We start from the raw sequence: 17,822 nt of genomic DNA, 5'->3' as shown, positions 1-17,822 counted from the left end.
CGCACATAGGCGGATAAAAAAAGCCAGCCCGAAGGCTGGCAATCAAACAGGGAGTTTGAAATGAAAATGAAATCGGGAGATAGGGCAGTTTGTCTAAAACTCTATAAACTGAGTTGCGCGCTGAAGCCAAGCTTTGTCGTGCTCATCAAGAAATGGGCTGAGTGCTTGGTAGACGCGAGAGTGGTATTGATTTAGCCAGTTAATTTCGTCATGGCTTAGCAAAGAGACATCAAGCATGTTCGTGGCGATTGGTGCCAGCGTAATGGTCTCGAAGCCATAAAAAATACCGAACTCATTTTGCTCGACTTCAACCACTTTCATGATGTTTTCGATCCGAACACCGTATTCACCTTCACGGTAAACACCGGGTTCATTGGTGATCACCATGCCAGGTTTTAGCTCAACTTCGCGGTGGCTTTGCGAGAAGTTTTGTGGCCCTTCATGGACATTCAAACAAATACCCACACCATGTCCTGTACCGCATTTGTAATCAATACCATGTTGCCACAGCACACCTCGCGCCATGATGTCGAGATTGGCACCCGTAGAGCCTTTCATAAATCGAGTCTGAGTCAGTCGGATGACCGCTTTCAGCACTAACGTGTAGTCTTTGCGCTGTTTAATGGTCGGTGACCCGAAGTGGAAAGTACGGGTGATGTCTGTTGTGCCGCCAAGGTATTGGCCGCCTGAATCTACAAGGAAGAAATTGCTTTCATTGACAACGGCATTGCTTTCTTCATCGGCGGCGTAGTGCATTTTCGCGCCATGTGCGGCGAAGCCTGCAATCGTGCGGAAACTGTCGCTCACATAATGGCGAGTTTGACGGCGATAGCTTTTCAATTGAGCCTCGGCTGACAGCTCAGTAACAAGCCCGCTTGGGACTTGGTCTTCTAACCAGCTCATGAACTTCACGACAGCCACACCATCGTCCGTCAATGACTGTTCGAGATTGGCTAACTCGGTCTTATTTTTGATGGCTTTCATGTCGGTGACCGGGCAAGCCATTGGCTTTAATGAAAGGTTATGCTCAATGGAGTTAACCAACAAGCTGTCGGTATAAACCGGGCTAAAAGCAAGCGACAAGCCTTCACATTGCTGATTCAAATACTGGCTGACGTACTCGTAGTGACGAACGCTCACACCTTGCGCAGTCAGCTTCTTCTCTATCTCGGCTGGTAACTTTTGTTTATCGATGAACGCCGTCGCGCGGTCTCGTTCGACGATAAGATAGGACTCTGAAACCGGGCAGTAAAGCGTGTCACCGCCACGAATATTCAGTGTCCACATCACATCGTCAAGGGTTGAAACCAATAAACAGTCCGCATGGTTTTCATTGAGCCATTTACGAATATCTGCGAGTTTTTGTTTGGTTTCTACACCAGAAAACGCAACCGGATGGTCAAAAATTTCTGCGCTCGGTCTGCTCGGGCGGTCAGTCCAGATTGGCGTTATCAGATCGAGGTCGAGAACAATCTCGATGTTCTTTGGCTCAAGCGCTTGTTTAAGTTCTTGGTAAAATGCGTAGCTGATCGAGCGTCCATCCACGGCAATCGCGCTGTTTTCGTCGAGGGTATTCGCAAGCCATTTAGGAATGGTGGGGGTTTCCGGCTGACGCGCTTTGAAAAGGTCTAACCCTGTTCCATGCAATTGTTCTTCTGCTTGAATGTAGTAGCGACCATCTGTCCACAATCCACCGCCTTGTTGAGTTATGACGACATTACCAGCCGAGCCAGTAAAGCCAGAAATCCACGTGCGTCCAGCCCAATGGTCAGCGGAATACTCACTATTGTGGGGATCATTGTTTGTGACGATGTAGGCCGAAACCTTGTAGTTTGCCATTGCGTCGCGTAGCGATGAAAGGCGTTGGTTAACCGAGTTTGTTGTATTCATGAAAACGTCCTAAATCATGTTTGAACAGTAAATATGATGTTGCTCAGTGCCTGTTTTGACTGGGCTTTGCTGCCCACATAGTTCCGTAGCTTCTGGGCATCGGGTTCTAAAAACACAACCGCTGGGTGGGTTGAGCGGAGAGGGGAGGTCTCCGGGCAACAATTGGATGTCGCGGTTGCGTGCAAGTTGCGGATTGGCAATCGGTACCGCAGAAAGCAATGCTTTTGTGTAGGGATGCTGAGCATCGTCGAACACTTGGTCGTAACGTCCCACTTCCATTGGTTTGCCAAGGTACATCACCATCACTCGATCGCTGATATGGCGCACAACGCTTAGGTCATGAGCGATCATCACCAGTGTCAGTCCCATTTCTTGTTTAAGGTCGTCGAGCAAATTAATGACCTGCGCTTGAATCGAAACATCCAATGCGCTGACGGGTTCATCACACACCACCAAGTCCGGATTGAGGATTAAGGCGCGCGCGATGCCAACACGTTGGCACTGACCGCCAGAAAACTCATGCGGATATCGGTTACGTTGGCTTGCCAACAGACCCACTTTGTCCATCATTGCAATGACGCGTTTTTCGACTTCGGCGCGTTTGAGTTGAGGTTGGTGTGTGAGTAACGGCTCTGCGATACATTCTGAAATCGTCAATCTCGGATTGAGGCTCGCCGATGGGTCTTGGAATATCATCTGAAATTCTTGGCGACGACGCGCTAACTTGTTTTTGCTGAAGCCACGCATGTCTTCACCTTTCCAAGTGAGCTTACCGTGCGTGGGTTCAACTAAGCGCAGCAGAGCTCGCGCTAAGGTGGATTTTCCGCAGCCTGATTCGCCAACAATGCCAAGAGTTTCGCCTCGATAAACATCCAAATCGATGCCGTTGACGGCTTGTACGATCTTTCTTCGGCTCGGAATGAGGTGTCGCGAAACAGGAAAATGCACTTGCAGATCGCGAGCGGACAATAACACTTCTTTCTGATTCATAACGTTTCCTTAAGCCGACTGGTGGATGAGTGAAATGCTGCTTTGTGCTTTGACATGGCAGGCGATGGATTGACGACCATTGAGCGGCATAAACTTCGGCGTTTCGGCTTGGCAGCGAGCGAGTCGGTAATCACAGCGATCTCTAAACGGGCAGCCTTGGTGGTTAATTAAGGCGCTCGGTGGATTGCCAGGGATAGTTGGCAAACGAGGCATGTCTTCGGTGATCGAAGGAATTGCTCTCAGTAAGCCTTGGGTATAAGGGTGTGCGGGCTGAGCAAAGAGGGTGTCCGTATCTGCTTGTTCCATTTTTTGTCCGCCGTACATTACCAACACGCGGTCACACATTTCGGCTACAACGCCCATGTCGTGCGTGATCAGCAATATCGCGGTATTAAACTCTTTTTGTAACTCACGTAACAGAGTCAAAATTTGGGCTTGTACGGTCACGTCCAATGCGGTGGTTGGCTCATCAGCGATGAGCAGCTCTGGTTTACACAGGAGCGCCATGGCAATCATCACACGTTGGCGCATACCGCCAGAAAGCTCGTGTGGATATTGGTTCATGCGTGTTTCCGGAGAAGGAATCCGCACCGCATCCAACATCTGAATGGATTCCGCAATGGCTTGCTTGCGACTCATGCCTTTGTGCACCATCAACACTTCGCTCAGCTGCTTGCCTATCTTCATAAATGGATTCAGAGAGGTCATGGGATCTTGGAAGATCATGCCGATTTTCTCTGCGCGAATACGGTTGAGCTGCTTCTTGGACATTGAGAGTAAGTTCTCGCCATGAAATAATGCTTCACCGGAGACATTACCGTTGTCGGCGGTGAGCCCCATCAGCGCAAATACCGATTGGCTTTTACCAGAGCCTGATTCACCCACAATGCCGAGCGTTTCTCCTGCTTTAATAGAGTAGGAAAGGTTGCTGACCGCTTGCACTTGTCCGTCTGGCGTATCGAAGCGCACGTTCATGTTTTCAATAGATAGCATGGAGTTGTCCTTATCGATCTTTTGGGTCAAGAGCGTCGCGTAAGCCATCGCCGATGAAGTTGAAACAGAATAGGGTTGTGACCAAGAATAGGGATGGGAAGAGTAGCATCCACAAGGCAACGTCAATGGTTTTTGCGCCTTCGGAAATCAGTATTCCCCAGCTGGTGTCTGGTGGTTGGACGCCTAAGCCTAAAAAGCTCAAGAAGGATTCAAACATGATGAAACCGGGCACCATGAGCGATGAATAGACCATCACTATTCCCAATACGTTCGGCAGCACGTGACGACGAACGATGGTGAACTTTGAAACGCCAATGGAATGTGCCGCTTCGATGAACTCGCGCTTTTTAATTCCGAAGGTCACGCCGCGTACCACGCGAGCGATTCCCAGCCATGACACCATGCCAATTACGATAAAAATCAGATAGATGTTGTTGCCAAAGAGGGTGACGAAAAGGATGACCATGAACATAAATGGTACTGAATCCAACACTTCGATGATGCGCATCATCACGCTATCTACAACGCCGCCTAGGTAGCCTGAAATGCTGCCCCAAATCGTTCCGATAACGACGGCGACTAACGCGCCGACAAAGCCAACTAAAATCGAAAGGCGACCGCCTTGCATGGTGCGGGCAAACAGGTCTTGGCCGAGATCGTCGGTACCAAAGTAATGGCCGCTGCTAAGTGATGGCTTCCCTAGTTCGTATGGATCGGCGAGTACGTCCCAATCAATCTCATCGTGTCCAAAGGCCGCAATCGAGGGGCCAAACGTGATGCACAAAGTGATGAACGTGAGCACATAAACCGATGTCATCGCGGCGCGGTTTTTTCGAAAACGAGCCCAGGCGTCTTGCCACAAACTGCGACCTTCCACCGCTTCGATATTGTCTACGACTTGGTCTTGTAAGGATTGAGTATCCAGTTTCTTAATCGATAACATGTTTGACTCCTAAACTCGGATACGTGGGTCGATCACCGTGTACAACAAATCGACCACAAGATTAAAGAAGATGGTGAGTGAGGCGACAATTAAGGTGATGCCCATTACTAAGCCGTAGTCGCGATTCAGTGCACCAGAGACAAAGTGCTGGCCCATACCACCAGTGCCGAAAAAGATGTCGATGATGACAGAGCCCGTCACGACAGAGACAAAAGCTGGCCCGAGCATGGCGACGACGGGGATCAATGACGGACGCAGTGCATGGTGGAACAATATGTAGGCGGTCGATAATCCCTTCGCTTTTGCGGTGCGAATGTAAGGCTGATTGAGGGTTTCAATCATCGCGCCGCGCATGACACGCGCGATGCTAGCGACTGATCCAATGGCCAGACTTAATACCGGCAAAACAAGAAAAGCTAATTGCCCACCTTCCCAGCCACCAGCGGGGAGCCAACCAAGCTGAATCGCAAAAATGGTGACAAGCACGGGAGCCAAAACAAAAGCAGGAACAACCACGCCCGTCATCGACAGTGTCATTAATCCGTAATCCAAACGGCTATTGCGCTTTAACGCGGCAATAGTGCCGAGCAGCATTCCAAGTGGGACTGAGATGCTAAAAGAGAGCACCCCAAGCATTGCCGATACGGGCCAAGATTGGGCGACCAGTTGAGTGACAGAGAAGTCTTGGTAAACAAAGCTTGGGCCTAAATCACCCTGCACAAAGTTTGTAATGTAAATCCAAAACTGAACCAGAAACGGTTCATCAAGGTGGAATTTTGCTTCGATGTTGGCGCGTACGATTTCCGGCATTGGGCGTTCCATATCAAACGGGCCACCGGGCGCGATGTGCATCAACCAGAAAGAAACCAGTGCAATAAACAGTAAGGTTGGAACGGCGATGGCTAGCCGTCTCAGAATGTACCAAATCATGATCCATCATCCTTGGGTAAAACGACGCCACATCCTGCCGCGTCGAATAAAAGGTGAAAAAAATTGGCCTGTGCTCATTACCGAGGAAAGAGAGGTTCGAGAAGGTATGCCATGTATTGGCAATGTCAGTGCTAGTTACCTTATCGACACAGGCCGAAACATGCCTTTAGTGGACTTTCACATAGACATTCTTGCGGTAGTACGAGGACTCGGGGTTAGTGCGCTCGTAGCCACCGACATAAGGCTTGATCAGGTATTGATCGTTGCCGGGACGGTAAACTGGAATGATCGCCATATCATCAATCAACATGCTTTCTGCTTGCAGATACAGCTCAGATGGGTCGCTCATGGTCTTAGATTGCGACATCAACTCATCGTATTTCGGGTTGTGGTAACGTGAATCGTTGTATTCGCCATTTGAGACGAAGATATCTAACCAAGTTGATGCCTCGTTGTAGTCGGCAGTCCAACCGCCGCGCGTAATTTCTGTGGGTTCTTTCAAGGCATAGAAGACTTTAGGTTCCAACTGCTTGATAGTGACTTGTGCGCCTAAACGGCTCTTCCACATGCCCGCCATGGCTGTCGCCATTTTTACATCCATCGAGAAAGTCGGGACGGTAAACGTCAACTTAAGTGGATTACTTTGGTTGTAGCCTGCCTCTGCTAACAAACGCTTTGCTTCGTCAATTCGTTGGATTTGGTCCCACTTTGAATATTCCGGTGTGTGTGATTGAAACCCATCGGTTTGCGGTGGTACTAGCGTGAACATCGGAATGCCACCATTTCTTAAAATCGAATCAGTCAGTAGATTGCGATCAATGGCGTAGGAGAGGGCTTGGCGAACTCGACGATCTTTGGTCGGTCCTTCTTGCGTATTTAGGTAGTAAAAAGTCGAACCTAGCGAAGCACTCGTATCAGCCACATCTTGAGGCAGTTTGCTTATTAGTTTCCTTTTTTGTGCGGCAGGAATCGACATGACCTGATCGATTTCGCCTGCTAGGTAGCGATTTAGCACGACATTAGCATCACCGATCGGCAGCCAAGTGATTTTATCTAAGACGACGTTGTTTGCATCCCAATAGTGCGGGTTTTTCTTCATTACCATCTTCTCGTTTACCTTCCACTCCGAAACGGTAAACGCGCCGTTGGTTACGATGTTCTCAGGTTGTGTCCAGTTACTGCCGTGTTCCTCTACCGTTGTTTGATGAACCGGAGCAAGAACGGGGTGGCTCAGGAGTTTTATGAAGAACGGAATTGGCTGCTCCAAAGTGACTTGGAAGGTTTTTTCATCCAACGCTTTCACGCCCAATGAATCAGGTTTTGCTTCGCCTTTCATAATGGCTTGCGAGTTTAGGATATTCGGTATGGCGGCAAACCAAGCGTAAGGTGATGCCGTGTTAGGGTCGAGCAATCGTTGCCAACTGTAGACAAAATCTTGAGCGGTCACTGCGTCGCCGTTTGACCATTTCGCATCGCGCAAGTGGAAGGTGTAAACGGTATTGTTGTCATTCACCGTCCAAGATTTTGCAATCCCAGGAATCGTTTTGCCTTGTTTGTCCTGAATGGTTAAGCCTTCAAACAAGTCTCGACCAAGGTTGAACGCAGGTTCCGCGGCTTGTTTTGCAGGATCGATAGAGGTGACTTCCGCACCGTTGTTAAGCGTAATTTCTTGCGTCTCTGCAAGCGTCACGCCAGCCGGATACGGCACTGCGTAGCTCGGTGTAGCCAGTATCGGACTCATTATCGATGCTAGCAAAAGTAGTTTAGGTAATTTCATCCTTGTCTCACTCTATTCATCCTCAAAGGTGCTCAAAATGTATATTGTATAAATTGTCTGCACAATCGAGTTTTAACATGGTTGTAACAAGGTGCTAAAAGCCGGGCTGTTCGGTCTCAAAAAGTGAGCTAGTAGAATTTTTATCGCGGTTGATTGCCAAGTTGGCATTAAGGGAAGAATATTTATGGAGGGCAAAAATAAAAATCCCCTTCGCGCAGGGCGAGAAGGGGATGAAAGTCGGAAGTTAATCTAAATATTTGAGTGAGGCTACTTCACCAAAAAATGCTTAACGAACTCAGAGATTTTTACCATATCGTCAACGGCGATGAACTCTTCCGTGGTGTGCACTTTAGCCATACCCGTAGATAGATTCACGGTTGTCAGACCTTTCTTGTTGAAGTTGTTCGCATCGCTGCCGCCGCCAGTGCCTTTCGTGAACGCTTCGATACCCATATCTGCAAACGCCGCTTTGATTGCGGTTACGTGCGTGTTGTCTTCTTCGATAACAAAGGCGTCGTACGCGCGGCTAGATTCGATTTCGACTTCTGCGCCATGTTTTTCGCATACCGACTCAAATGTTGAAATCATGTGGTTGACTTGGGCTTCTAGTTTCTCTCCATTTAGAGAGCGAGCTTCTGCAACGATTTTAAGCTCTGGCATCACAATGTTGGTTGCCTGACCACCGTTGACCATGCCGATGTTCGCTGTGGTTTCTTCGTCGATGCGAAGCAGTTTCATTTGGTTGATTGCGTCTGCCGCAACCATGATCGCGCTGATGCCTTCTTCCGGCGCAAGACCTGCATGTGCAGGGCGGCCTTTGATGGTTGCGACGATCTTTTGTTGGCCCGGAGCAGCCGTTACGATAGTTCCAATTGGGCCACCTGTGTCCAGTACGATCGCTTCTGTTGAGGTTACGTGAGACATATCGAAGTATTCAGAACCGAACAGGCCACCTTCTTCATGTACAGTGAACGCCAATTCGAGCGTTTTGTGTTCTAGGTTTTCAGCTTGGATGCAGTGCACTGCTTCCATGATGGCAGCGATGCCAGATTTGTCGTCACCGCCAAGAATGGTGTTGCCTTTCGAGCGGATGATACCGTCTTCGATGATCGGTTCGATACCAATGCCCGGCGTTACCGTATCCATGTGACAGCTCATTAGGATTGAGCCTTCTTTTTTCCCTTCTAAACGTGCGTACACATTGAAGCCATTAGAAATGTGTTCTGGTACAGGAAGTTTGTGAACAGTAAAACCTAACTCGCCCAGTTGCTCAGCCAGCGTTTCTGCAATTTGTTTTTCATTCATAGATTCGCTGTCGATACGAACCAGTTGGCAGAAATGTTCAACTAGACGTTCTTGATTAATTTGTGTCATTTGGGTGTCTCTTTCTTTTGGGGTCGAGGGCGATGCCGAGAAACGATGTGAATTCGAAATCAATGGCACGGACTCGAAAGGGAACAGAATCTCTCTTATTGCACAGCTTTATGTAGGTGAAGCTGCGTTGAATCAAAGAAAATCACTGCCTGACACGATTCTGACCGAGGATAATGCCAGAAGTGACGACGCAATCACGAAAGTGGTTTAGCACGTGACAATTTGGTAATTGAGAGCGGAGACAGTAATGCACTATGGCTCGAAGCAAATATGTAACTAATGAAAGCAGTCAATAATTGCTGCAAGGTGCACTGTAAATAAGTGGGGTGTATTTGAAGCAAAATCACATTTGTGGATTAATGACGTCTCTGTTTACTCATATCCTCGCACTGCCAACTGGATAGGCCAAGTTCAATAAGAGCTTGGCCGCTTTTTACGTGCGCTTTGTTGTCTTGAAACTCTCGCTTGTTTCACTCTCTCCAACCTCTCTTTAAATGAAACCAAAGACTTATCTAAAGTCGCTAGGTGCCAATAAAAATCACCATGGTAACAAGTTGTTTACATTTGGTGGTGTGGCGTAAATCGAAAAATATCAACCTAATTGATTGAAATTTAATTGGATTTGGGATTGTTTTTAACCGAATGTATTGATGATTTTGTGGTGTAACATTAATTTTACATTTCTCCGTAAGACCCATAGAAATAGAGATTTCGGCTGATGTATTCCAATTTCTCTCTACCTGCGCCAAGTTAGAAAAATCAGTTCAAACAGCTCAGTGAGGCTGTAAACAAATTAGTGACGCAAGGAGAAAGTCATGGTGGACACATACAACCCATTAGGTACAGACGGATTTGAGTTTGTTGAATACACAGCTGCTGACAGCAAAGGCATTGAACAACTAAAAGCGTTATTTACATCGCTAGGCTTTGCTGAAATAGCCAAACATCGTTCGAAAGAAGCATGGTTGTATCGACAAGGTGACATCAGCTTTATCGTGAACGCCCAGCCTCATAGCCAGGCGGAGGAGTTTGCTAAAGTTCACGGCCCATCTGTATGTGGTATGGCGTTTCGTGTGAAAGACGCGACGGTTGCGCTTGAACATGCTATTCAAAACGGCGGCACAGAATACAAAACTGAAATTGGTCCGATGGAACTGAGTATCCCTGCCATTTACGGTATTGGTGAAAGCTTGCTTTATTTCGTTGATCGTTATGGCAAGCAGAGCATCTACGACGTCGATTTCCGTTTTTATGACGATGCAGACGATCGCTTAGCTAAATCAGACGTTGGCTTGTATGAGATAGACCATCTCACGCACAACGTTAAGCAAGGTAATATGGATGTATGGTCTGGTTTTTATGAGCGCATCGGGAACTTCCGAGAAATTCGATACTTCGATATCGAAGGTAAACTGACAGGCCTTGTTAGCCGCGCAATGACAGCGCCGTGTGGCAAAATCCGCATTCCAATCAATGAATCCTCGGATGACAAATCGCAGATTGAAGAGTTTATCCGCGAATACAACGGCGAAGGCATTCAGCATATCGCACTGACAACGGATGACATCTATCAAACGGTGCAAACGTTGCGTGACCGCGGTATGGACTTTATGCCAACGCCAGACACCTACTACGAGAAAGTCGATGAGCGCGTTGAAGGCCATACTGAGGATGTCAGCAAACTTCGTGATTTGCAGATCTTGATTGATGGCGCGCCAATGAAAGACGGTATATTGCTGCAAATTTTTACTCAGACTGTTATTGGCCCTGTGTTCTTTGAAATCATTCAGCGCAAAGGCAATGAAGGCTTTGGTGAAGGGAACTTCAAGGCGCTATTTGAATCGATTGAAGAAGATCAAATTCGCCGAGGAGTACTAAGCGATGCATAAATGGATCACATTTCCGCATCGGGAGGGAGTGTGCTCTAAACAAGCACATGCGGATTTCCCGGATGAGGCAATTTATGAACGTGAAGCTGGCCGAAGTGGGTTCTTCGGCCCTGCGGCACATTTTCATCATCAACATGCACCAACTGGTTGGTGTGAGTGGGAAGGTGACTTACGCCCACGCGCTTTTGACTTCACCTTAGTGGATAAAGCCAGTCAGCTCTCTCCTTGGTCAGTACCGCACTTACTGCACAACGCTAACTGTAAAATACGTGTATGGCGCATGGATGAAAAGATGGATTTCTTGGTAAGAAATGCCGATGGCGACGAGCTGCTGTTCATCCATCAAGGTACGGCAGATCTTTACTGTGACTATGGTCATCTGAAAGTGAGCGAAGGGGATTACGTCATGATCCCGCGCTCAACGAGTTGGCGTTTAGATCCGAGTGAACCTATGTTCATTCTCATGATTGAAAACACCGATGCAGCGTACTCCTTACCTGAAAAGGGCATGGTAGGGAATCACGCGGTATTTGACCCAGCGGTGTTGGAAGTTCCATCTATCAATGATGAGTTTCGTGCGCAATATTCTGAAAACCGCACCGAGGTTCAGGTAAAACGCCACGATAAAGTTAGCGTGATTACCTATCCGTTCAATCCTTTAGACGCGATTGGTTGGCATGGCGACTTAGCAGTAGTGAAAGTGAATTGGCGTGATATACGTCCCCTTATGTCACATCGCTACCACTTACCACCGTCGGCGCATACTACATTTGTAGGAGCGGGATTTGTAGTGTGTACGTTTGTTCCTCGTCCAATTGAGAGTGACCCTGGTGCACTTAAAGTACCGTTCTACCACAACAATGATGACTATGACGAAGTGTTGTTCTACCACGCAGGTGACTTCTTTAGTCGCGATAACATTGAAGCGGGTATGGTGACGTTTCATCCGGCAGGCTTTACTCATGGTCCGCATCCAAAAGCGTTTAAAGCGGGTCGAGAATATAAGAAGAAGTTTACGGATGAGGTCGCAGTCATGATCGATACCCGTCATGCACTCCAGTTCTCGGATGAACTGGATAAAGTAGAAAACAAAGAATACGTCTATAGCTGGCAAGAGAAGTAAGGGGCAAGGATGAAATTAGCAACCAAGAAAAATGGCACTCGTGACGGTCTGTTGATGGTCGTGAGCAAAGACTTAACGCGCTGCGTGCCCGCAACAGAAGTTTTCCACCCGAGAAATCTAGCACCGACTATGCAAGTCGCGCTCGATAATTGGGAAGCTGTTGCACCACAGTTGGAAGAAATTTACACCGCGCTGAACAATGGCACGGTCACTGGGTTTGAAGAGTTTGAGGCGCATTATTGTGAGTCTCCGTTACCTCGCGCTTATCAGTGGGCGGATGGCAGTGCTTATGTCAACCATGTCGAGTTGGTTCGTAAAGCGCGCGGCGCAGAAATGCCAGAGAGTTTTTGGACTGATCCTTTGATGTATCAAGGTGGTTCAGATGCGTTTATTGGCCCTTGCGACAATATTGAGTTTGCCAGCGACGAATGGGGTATCGATTTTGAAGGCGAAGTTGCCGTTGTAACTGGCGATGTGCCGATGGGCGCAAGTATTGCTGAGGCGCAAGAGTCTATTCGTCTCATTATGTTGGTGAACGACGTCTCGCTACGTGGTTTGATTCCTGCGGAGCTCGCAAAAGGGTTTGGTTTCTTCCAATCTAAACCGTCTTCGGCGTTTTCTCCTGTAGCGGTTACCCCTGATGAACTGGGCGATGCATGGTATGAAAACAAAGTTCATTTACCATTGGTTTCCACTTACAACCACAAGCCGTTTGGTCGCCCTAATGCTGGCGTTGATATGACTTTTGACTTTGCAGACTTAATCGTTCATGCCACAAAAACGCGCCCACTATCGGTTGGCGCAATCATCGGTTCTGGTACGGTGTCCAACAAGCAAGGCACTGACCATGGCACTTCGATTGAGGAAGGTGGCGTTGGTTATTCATGTATCGCGGAAGTCCGTATGATCGAAACCATTCGTGATGGCAAGCCAACGACAAACTTTATGTCGTTTGGTGATTCGATCAAACTTGAGATGTTTGATGTTGAAGGTAATACTATTTTTGGTGCTATTGATCAGCAAGTTAGTCAATACTTGAAACATTAAACAGCAAAATAGGGACAAGCCATGGGCGATGACATCATTCTTTATGGATATTGGCGATCTTCGGCGGCATATCGAGTGCGTATATGTTTGAATTTAAAGCAACTGGCGTATGATTCAGTGTCTGTTCACTTAGTTCGCAATGGCGGTGAACAGCACAATGAGCAATACCACGATCTTAACGCTTCAGAGCTGGTACCTGTGCTGGTGGATGGTGACTTACGCTTAAACCAGTCACTCGCGATCATTCAATATCTTGAAGAAAATTACCCAGATGTGTCGGTCATTCCTGAACAAACGCCATTACGTTATCAAGCGTTGGCGATGGCGCAGGACATCGCCATGGAAATTCATCCTTTAAACAATCTGCGTGTCTTGCAGTATCTGGAAGAAACACTAGGTTGTGAACAAGCGCAGAAAGAGGAGTGGATTCATCACTGGATCAAACAAGGCTTTGCTGCGTTAGAAGAGAAACTGGCCAAATATCGAGAAGAGCATGGAAACTGTAAATACAGTGTGACTGACTCGCCATGCATCGTTGATATTTGCCTTGTGCCTCAAGTCTACAACGCGCAACGTTTTGGAGTTGATATGTCGCCTTATCCGGTTATCAACGCAATTGTAGATGCTTGCAACCAACTGCCAACTTTCATTGATGCCATGCCAGACAATCAACCAGACGCTAACGCTTAATGATTGTTAATCAGGCACAACGTACAAGAGCCAATCCCTAGAAAGATTGGCTTGTTTCTGCTTATCCTCCACGAACTTTTCTTCATTGCTTATGTCATCGCACCTCAAAATTGATAGGTTTTGTTGCTCTGTATAGCATTTCCATTTACGCTTTGAGCAACTAGTTGTTTTGGGCGCACTTTATCTATGACCAACATCTTTATCATTGTTGTTCTTCTGGTTGTATTCTTCTTTATTATTCAAAAGTACGTGATTAAGCACGACGACACGCGTGACTATCCATATCGTGCGAAAGGCCCGTTACTAAGAGGGCAAGAAGGTGCTTTTTTCAATGCGCTAAGAGCCGCAGTTGGAGAGCATGCTGTCGTGTTTGCCAAGGTGAACATGTCTACTTTGGTTGCTCCGAAAGACATCAAGAATAAAAAGCAGTTTTTCGTGGCCAATAATCGCATCGCGCGCAGTTATTTTGACTACGTAATTTGTGACCCAAGAACGTTAGAACCGCGCGTAATTATCGAGTTTGATAACGGGCAGCAATTGAATAAAGGTAAGGTGGAGCGTCAGAAGTTGCTGATGCACGTATGTAAATCTGCCAACTTGCCTCTGATCGGGACTTCTGTAAAACACAGTTATCAAGTGGGGCGTTTACGCCGCTTGTTGGCAGCGCATATTGATTTGATCGAGCCTGAGAAAGAAGTGCGTTTTTGTAAGAAATGCGGCAGTCCGATGATCATCAAAACTGCCAGCCAAGGTGAATTTAAAGGACGACGATTTTTCACCTGCAGTCGTCAACCTAATTGTACTTATACTGAAAACTACAATGTGGTGTTTGAGTCTGACGACTAATACAACCAATAAAACGATAAACCTAAAGGCTTTGATTTGTGTAGATCAAAGCCTTTTTTGTATCGCCCAATACGCCAAGACCTATACTTTGAGAAAGAAAGCGGAATAGGGAAGTCGTATGCGATATGGATGGATATTTGTACTGTTGCTGCTAGCTCCACACGTGCAAGGAATGCAGAGCTTAAAGCCGCTGGAGTGCAAACTGACGGAGACGCCACAAGACCACTTTTTGTTTTATCGTGAACAGATGGTTTATCACAGCGAGCAGTTTGTGATTTTCCAAAACTTTAAAGGCAGAGTAAGTACTCAAGTCGATGTCAAAACGGGTAAACTGATCCGCACTACCTACATTGGTGAGCCATTTGAGCCTAAATATCAAATTCTTTTTGGTTTTTGCCCTGATATTTCCCAGACATTACAAATTTGGATGTTAAGTGAAGTGCCTTACGACAATTGAACAAATTCGTAAAAGTTATATAGATCACACTTTTATCCCCAATAGACGAAGGGCTTGCCGATAAAATCATCTGAAAACGGGTGTTGAGTTTACATTTTCACCAAACGATTCAAAGTTGATGAATTTATGCTTGCACCCCTGATCGGATATAGCTAATATCCTTCTCGTTCCAGAGATATGCGTCCGTAGCTCAGCTGGTTAGAGTATCGCCTTGACATGGCGGGGGTCGGTGGTTCGAGTCCACTCGGACGCACCATTCTGAATTGAATGGTCAGGAATGAAAAATTTGGGTCCGTAGCTCAGTTGGTTAGAGTACTACCTTGACATGGTAGGGGTCGGCGATTCGAGTTCGCCCGGACCCACCAAATTTTAGAAAAAGCCCACCTTTCTGGTGGGCTTTTTTGTGTCTGTAATTCATTGATATTCAAGTAGAATTCCTTCTTTGTCCTTTTTTCTCCCCTTGTTATTACTCTGCGTTAGTACTGAGTAAAGTTCGAGGGGGTGGTAAAAGGGTGGCAAAATACAGTAGTTTGTACAGCGCTTGAGATGGGCTATATTGCGACGCTTATGGCTGGTACTTCATGCCATTCTACGTCGTGACTATCAGTGTAAATCTGAGTGGTTTTATCACTGGCATGTGCCATGCGTTGGCGAGGATTTACACCCATTTCATCAATGAGATTTGTTGACTGATGTGAATGAGCTAACGTCAGTAACCGATGTCTAGAATCAAAAATAATGTAAGCAAAAAAGGAGACCAGTACCACATACTCGCATGCCATTGACGGACGATGAACACTTGATAGAGCAAAGCTGCAAACAAAACCAATTCAAAAAATAATTGAAAAGGAAATATCAGCAGCGCATAAACTATTCCATATCCAGGAGCTTGACCTGCTGTGCTCGCATTATTCATTACACCTTCGATAAAATTCTCAAAATACAAGTAAATAAAATGGTTCAGCGTCAATGCGACTAAAACAACCCTCACGATACTTATGCTCCAAATGTTCCGTTTGAAGTAGTATTTGGATTAGGTTTGCTACTGTCGAGCATCAAATATTAATAAAATCGACGCTAATCTCAGTTTGGTTTATTTAACGCCGTATTAGGTTGTGAGTAACGCTACCGACAAATTATGCCATAAATACGAAGCTCACTTTGGAACTAAAATGCAAAGTGTTAGGAATCCATCTTGAATGTTGTGTTATGCGCCGCAATCGTTATTTAGTTCTGTCTTCTATTTCGTCGAATGCTTCAACCGAAACATGTTTTGCAATTTTACGCATCTGTTGCATCTTTTCTGGGTTACGATTTCCCCAAAATAACTCCCAGTCTTCACGTGTGTTCCACTTAGCAATGGTCAGAACTTTTTCAGGTGTATCATAGGAGCGCAACATAAAGCTACCGAGCGCACCTTCAACTGAATGATGAATTGATTCTGTCGCCGAGCGCCAGACATTTTGAAACTCATCCATTTTCTCAACCGGCACATGCCATTCATAGACAACTCTAAACATAAAACTCCCTTTATTTTTGGTCTGAAAATGTATCTAATTTTCAGGTTAGTGCTTTTTGACCAATTTGAATTTTTGGCTCTATACCGGCTTTACGGTACAAACCCAAAGCGGATTTATTAAAGGAATATACCTCTAACCACAACTCTTCTCCGCCGTCATAAATGGCATTTGCCTCGAACGCCTTTATTAGCGCTAATCCAACCCCTTGATTTCTATAGCATGAGTCCACTACAATCTGTTCAACGCTTGCGATTTTTCGCTGTTTTAACGTCCAAGACTTACGCACCCAAAGCTCACCAAAAACAAAACCAATTACCTTCCCTTCGCTTTCAGCAACGAGAAAAATTGAGCTATCACTTTCGATAATTTTGTGTAAATCGATTTTATGTTCAATTTCTTCCAGTGTTAGGAAGTCATCTGGAAGATTAGCTTGATGGTATTCATTAAGTTGAAACTGCAGCCTCTTCAGAGTCGTTATATCTTCTATACAAGCTTGACGAATATTTAGCATATAAATCCTTTTAACTTACCGTTGCTGCATGGCTGCCTATCCAACAGTTATCAGCAATGGTTATTGGCTTCGCAAATTCTAAACCGCAATTCCTTTCCTGCAGGTTTAGCATATGTGCTGCGGTATAAATTCCAACTTGAGCAGTTATGACCAAATTTGATTTTCGCATCCAAAATCACACAGCCGAAGTTAGCGATCACTGATAGCGACTTTACCTGCTAGCCCAATAAGCAAAACGCCCGATACACCTTCCAGCGCACGCGAATAGCGTTGAGAATTTGAACGACTAAATACCCAACTTCCGATTGAAGCGTACAAGACGTTACACATTGTCGCTAATCCACTGAATAGCAAGCCAAGGACTAATAGTTGTGTTGATGCGGAGCCTGTCGAAGTGTCGATAAATTGAGGTAGGAAAGAAAGGAAGAATAGCGCTACTTTCGGATTCAAAACACTAACAATGACACCTTGTGCAAATACGTTTTTGTTGCTTCCAATGCTTTCGTTGACCACGAGTTTGCTCTCACCACGCCACATGGAGAGTAGCGCTTGGACACCTAAATAGACCAAGTAGGCTGCTCCTAGCCATTTTACTGCTGTAAAAGCTACCGCAGAGCTGAGAATTATTGCGGATAAACCCAAACACGCTGCTAATGTATGAATAAAGTAACCAATGCCAAGCCCAATCGCTGCCTTCATTCCACTGGCCAGTTTACCTTTCATTGTGTTTGAAACAATGTAGATTACATCTGGTCCGGGTATCATATTGATGGCTAGGCAAGCGATGACAAACAACACTAGTGAATTTAAATCCATTTGTTTTCCTCCATATTGAATACACT

The 17,822-nt window shown here is 46.2% G+C and carries 16 protein-coding genes, 2 tRNA genes and 1 pseudogene; 8 read left to right on the top strand and 11 right to left on the bottom strand.

All coding sequences use genetic code 11. From position 1 onward, the window contains the following. Positions 1–93 precede the first annotated feature (93 nt). From ACYJZR_RS08955 to ACYJZR_RS08925, 7 genes are all read right to left on the bottom strand, one after another. Positions 94–1,890: an aminopeptidase P family protein gene (locus ACYJZR_RS08955; protein ID WP_025558195.1), complete on the bottom strand. Its 1,797-nt coding sequence runs from the start codon at positions 1,888–1,890 to the stop codon at positions 94–96. A gap of 9 nt (positions 1,891–1,899) precedes the next feature. Beyond that, positions 1,900–2,880 (bottom strand): ABC transporter ATP-binding protein, encoded by a 981-nt coding sequence (locus tag ACYJZR_RS08950; RefSeq protein ID WP_005454798.1) that lies wholly within the window; start codon positions 2,878–2,880, stop codon positions 1,900–1,902. Positions 2,881–2,889: 9 nt separating this feature from the next. Beyond that, a complete protein-coding gene (locus tag ACYJZR_RS08945) occupies positions 2,890–3,873 on the bottom strand; it encodes an ABC transporter ATP-binding protein (RefSeq protein WP_025633654.1) in 984 nt (327 codons plus the stop codon). A gap of 10 nt (positions 3,874–3,883) precedes the next feature. Beyond that, the gene (locus ACYJZR_RS08940; RefSeq protein ID WP_017448602.1) at positions 3,884–4,816 is read right to left on the bottom strand and encodes an ABC transporter permease subunit; all 933 of its coding nucleotides are present in this window, start codon (positions 4,814–4,816) and stop codon (positions 3,884–3,886) included. 9 nt (positions 4,817–4,825) lie between these two features. Next, positions 4,826–5,746, bottom strand: coding sequence for an oligopeptide ABC transporter permease OppB (oppB, locus tag ACYJZR_RS08935; RefSeq protein WP_017448601.1), 921 nt, complete (start codon positions 5,744–5,746; stop codon positions 4,826–4,828). A gap of 166 nt (positions 5,747–5,912) precedes the next feature. Continuing rightward, positions 5,913–7,523 carry a peptide ABC transporter substrate-binding protein gene (locus ACYJZR_RS08930; protein WP_029843435.1) on the bottom strand — a complete coding sequence of 537 codons (1,611 nt, stop codon included), beginning with the start codon at positions 7,521–7,523 and terminating at the stop codon, positions 5,913–5,915. A gap of 267 nt (positions 7,524–7,790) precedes the next feature. Then, a complete protein-coding gene (locus ACYJZR_RS08925) occupies positions 7,791–8,897 on the bottom strand; it encodes a M20/M25/M40 family metallo-hydrolase (protein WP_237460395.1) in 1,107 nt (368 codons plus the stop codon). An 815-nt stretch (positions 8,898–9,712) separates the two neighbouring features. Here ACYJZR_RS08925 and hppD point away from each other — a divergent pair. The 8 genes from hppD (at position 9,713) to ACYJZR_RS08885 (ending at position 15,314) form a co-directional block, all read left to right on the top strand. Continuing rightward, the gene (gene hppD, locus ACYJZR_RS08920; protein ID WP_017448597.1) at positions 9,713–10,786 is read left to right on the top strand and encodes a 4-hydroxyphenylpyruvate dioxygenase; all 1,074 of its coding nucleotides are present in this window, start codon (positions 9,713–9,715) and stop codon (positions 10,784–10,786) included. After that, entirely contained in the window at positions 10,779–11,909 is a 1,131-nt protein-coding gene (locus ACYJZR_RS08915) for a homogentisate 1,2-dioxygenase (RefSeq protein WP_023584260.1), read from the top strand. Before hppD ends, ACYJZR_RS08915 begins: the two co-directional genes overlap by 8 nt. Positions 11,910–11,918: 9 nt before the next feature. Then, a complete protein-coding gene (locus tag ACYJZR_RS08910; protein ID WP_140114754.1) occupies positions 11,919–12,956 on the top strand; it encodes a fumarylacetoacetate hydrolase family protein in 1,038 nt (345 codons plus the stop codon). Positions 12,957–12,977: 21 nt separating this feature from the next. After that, entirely contained in the window at positions 12,978–13,646 is a 669-nt protein-coding gene (maiA, locus tag ACYJZR_RS08905) for a maleylacetoacetate isomerase (protein ID WP_021454019.1), read from the top strand. Positions 13,647–13,832: 186 nt separating this feature from the next. Next, positions 13,833–14,492, top strand: coding sequence for a DUF2726 domain-containing protein (locus ACYJZR_RS08900; RefSeq protein WP_015296638.1), 660 nt, complete (start codon positions 13,833–13,835; stop codon positions 14,490–14,492). Between the two features lie 118 nt (positions 14,493–14,610). Then, on the top strand, positions 14,611–14,949 hold the full coding sequence (locus ACYJZR_RS08895; protein ID WP_021486447.1) for a hypothetical protein: 339 nt from the start codon (positions 14,611–14,613) through the stop codon (positions 14,947–14,949). A 179-nt stretch (positions 14,950–15,128) separates the two neighbouring features. Further along, positions 15,129–15,205: transfer RNA gene (locus ACYJZR_RS08890), tRNA-Val, on the top strand. A 32-nt stretch (positions 15,206–15,237) separates the two neighbouring features. Then, positions 15,238–15,314, top strand: a tRNA-Val gene (locus ACYJZR_RS08885). An 858-nt stretch (positions 15,315–16,172) separates the two neighbouring features. Here the strand turns inward: ACYJZR_RS08885 and ACYJZR_RS08880 are convergent. The 4 genes and pseudogenes from ACYJZR_RS08880 to ACYJZR_RS08865 form a co-directional block, all read right to left on the bottom strand. Continuing rightward, entirely contained in the window at positions 16,173–16,469 is a 297-nt protein-coding gene (locus ACYJZR_RS08880; protein ID WP_025522945.1) for an antibiotic biosynthesis monooxygenase family protein, read from the bottom strand. 40 nt (positions 16,470–16,509) lie between these two features. Beyond that, positions 16,510–16,980: a GNAT family N-acetyltransferase gene (locus ACYJZR_RS08875; protein WP_025580273.1), complete on the bottom strand. Its 471-nt coding sequence runs from the start codon at positions 16,978–16,980 to the stop codon at positions 16,510–16,512. 25 nt (positions 16,981–17,005) lie between these two features. Further along, positions 17,006–17,174, bottom strand: a pseudogene (locus tag ACYJZR_RS08870) (maltose O-acetyltransferase); the annotation flags it as partial. After that, a complete protein-coding gene (locus tag ACYJZR_RS08865) occupies positions 17,170–17,796 on the bottom strand; it encodes a LysE family translocator (protein ID WP_069501272.1) in 627 nt (208 codons plus the stop codon). The pseudogene ACYJZR_RS08870 and the gene ACYJZR_RS08865, both read right to left, overlap by 5 nt. Positions 17,797–17,822 lie beyond the last annotated feature (26 nt).

The organism is Vibrio sp. RC2502 (assembly GCF_054850435.1).
Note: the sequence above shows the minus strand (reverse complement) of the source record. Positions and strands in the feature narration are given on the sequence as shown.

Coding starts and splice junctions, on each gene's coding strand:
- ACYJZR_RS08955 (WP_025558195.1), bottom strand. CDS start 1,890: ATGAATACAACAAACTCGGTTAACCAACGCCTTTCATCGCTACGCGAC.
- ACYJZR_RS08950 (WP_005454798.1), bottom strand. CDS start 2,880: ATGAATCAGAAAGAAGTGTTATTGTCCGCTCGCGATCTGCAAGTGCAT.
- ACYJZR_RS08945 (WP_025633654.1), bottom strand. CDS start 3,873: ATGCTATCTATTGAAAACATGAACGTGCGCTTCGATACGCCAGACGGA.
- ACYJZR_RS08940 (WP_017448602.1), bottom strand. CDS start 4,816: ATGTTATCGATTAAGAAACTGGATACTCAATCCTTACAAGACCAAGTC.
- oppB (WP_017448601.1), bottom strand. CDS start 5,746: ATGATTTGGTACATTCTGAGACGGCTAGCCATCGCCGTTCCAACCTTA.
- ACYJZR_RS08930 (WP_029843435.1), bottom strand. CDS start 7,523: ATGAAATTACCTAAACTACTTTTGCTAGCATCGATAATGAGTCCGATA.
- ACYJZR_RS08925 (WP_237460395.1), bottom strand. CDS start 8,897: ATGACACAAATTAATCAAGAACGTCTAGTTGAACATTTCTGCCAACTG.
- hppD (WP_017448597.1), top strand. CDS start 9,713: ATGGTGGACACATACAACCCATTAGGTACAGACGGATTTGAGTTTGTT.
- ACYJZR_RS08915 (WP_023584260.1), top strand. CDS start 10,779: ATGCATAAATGGATCACATTTCCGCATCGGGAGGGAGTGTGCTCTAAA.
- ACYJZR_RS08910 (WP_140114754.1), top strand. CDS start 11,919: ATGAAATTAGCAACCAAGAAAAATGGCACTCGTGACGGTCTGTTGATG.
- maiA (WP_021454019.1), top strand. CDS start 12,978: ATGGGCGATGACATCATTCTTTATGGATATTGGCGATCTTCGGCGGCA.
- ACYJZR_RS08900 (WP_015296638.1), top strand. CDS start 13,833: ATGACCAACATCTTTATCATTGTTGTTCTTCTGGTTGTATTCTTCTTT.
- ACYJZR_RS08895 (WP_021486447.1), top strand. CDS start 14,611: ATGCGATATGGATGGATATTTGTACTGTTGCTGCTAGCTCCACACGTG.
- ACYJZR_RS08880 (WP_025522945.1), bottom strand. CDS start 16,469: ATGTTTAGAGTTGTCTATGAATGGCATGTGCCGGTTGAGAAAATGGAT.
- ACYJZR_RS08875 (WP_025580273.1), bottom strand. CDS start 16,980: ATGCTAAATATTCGTCAAGCTTGTATAGAAGATATAACGACTCTGAAG.
- ACYJZR_RS08865 (WP_069501272.1), bottom strand. CDS start 17,796: ATGGATTTAAATTCACTAGTGTTGTTTGTCATCGCTTGCCTAGCCATC.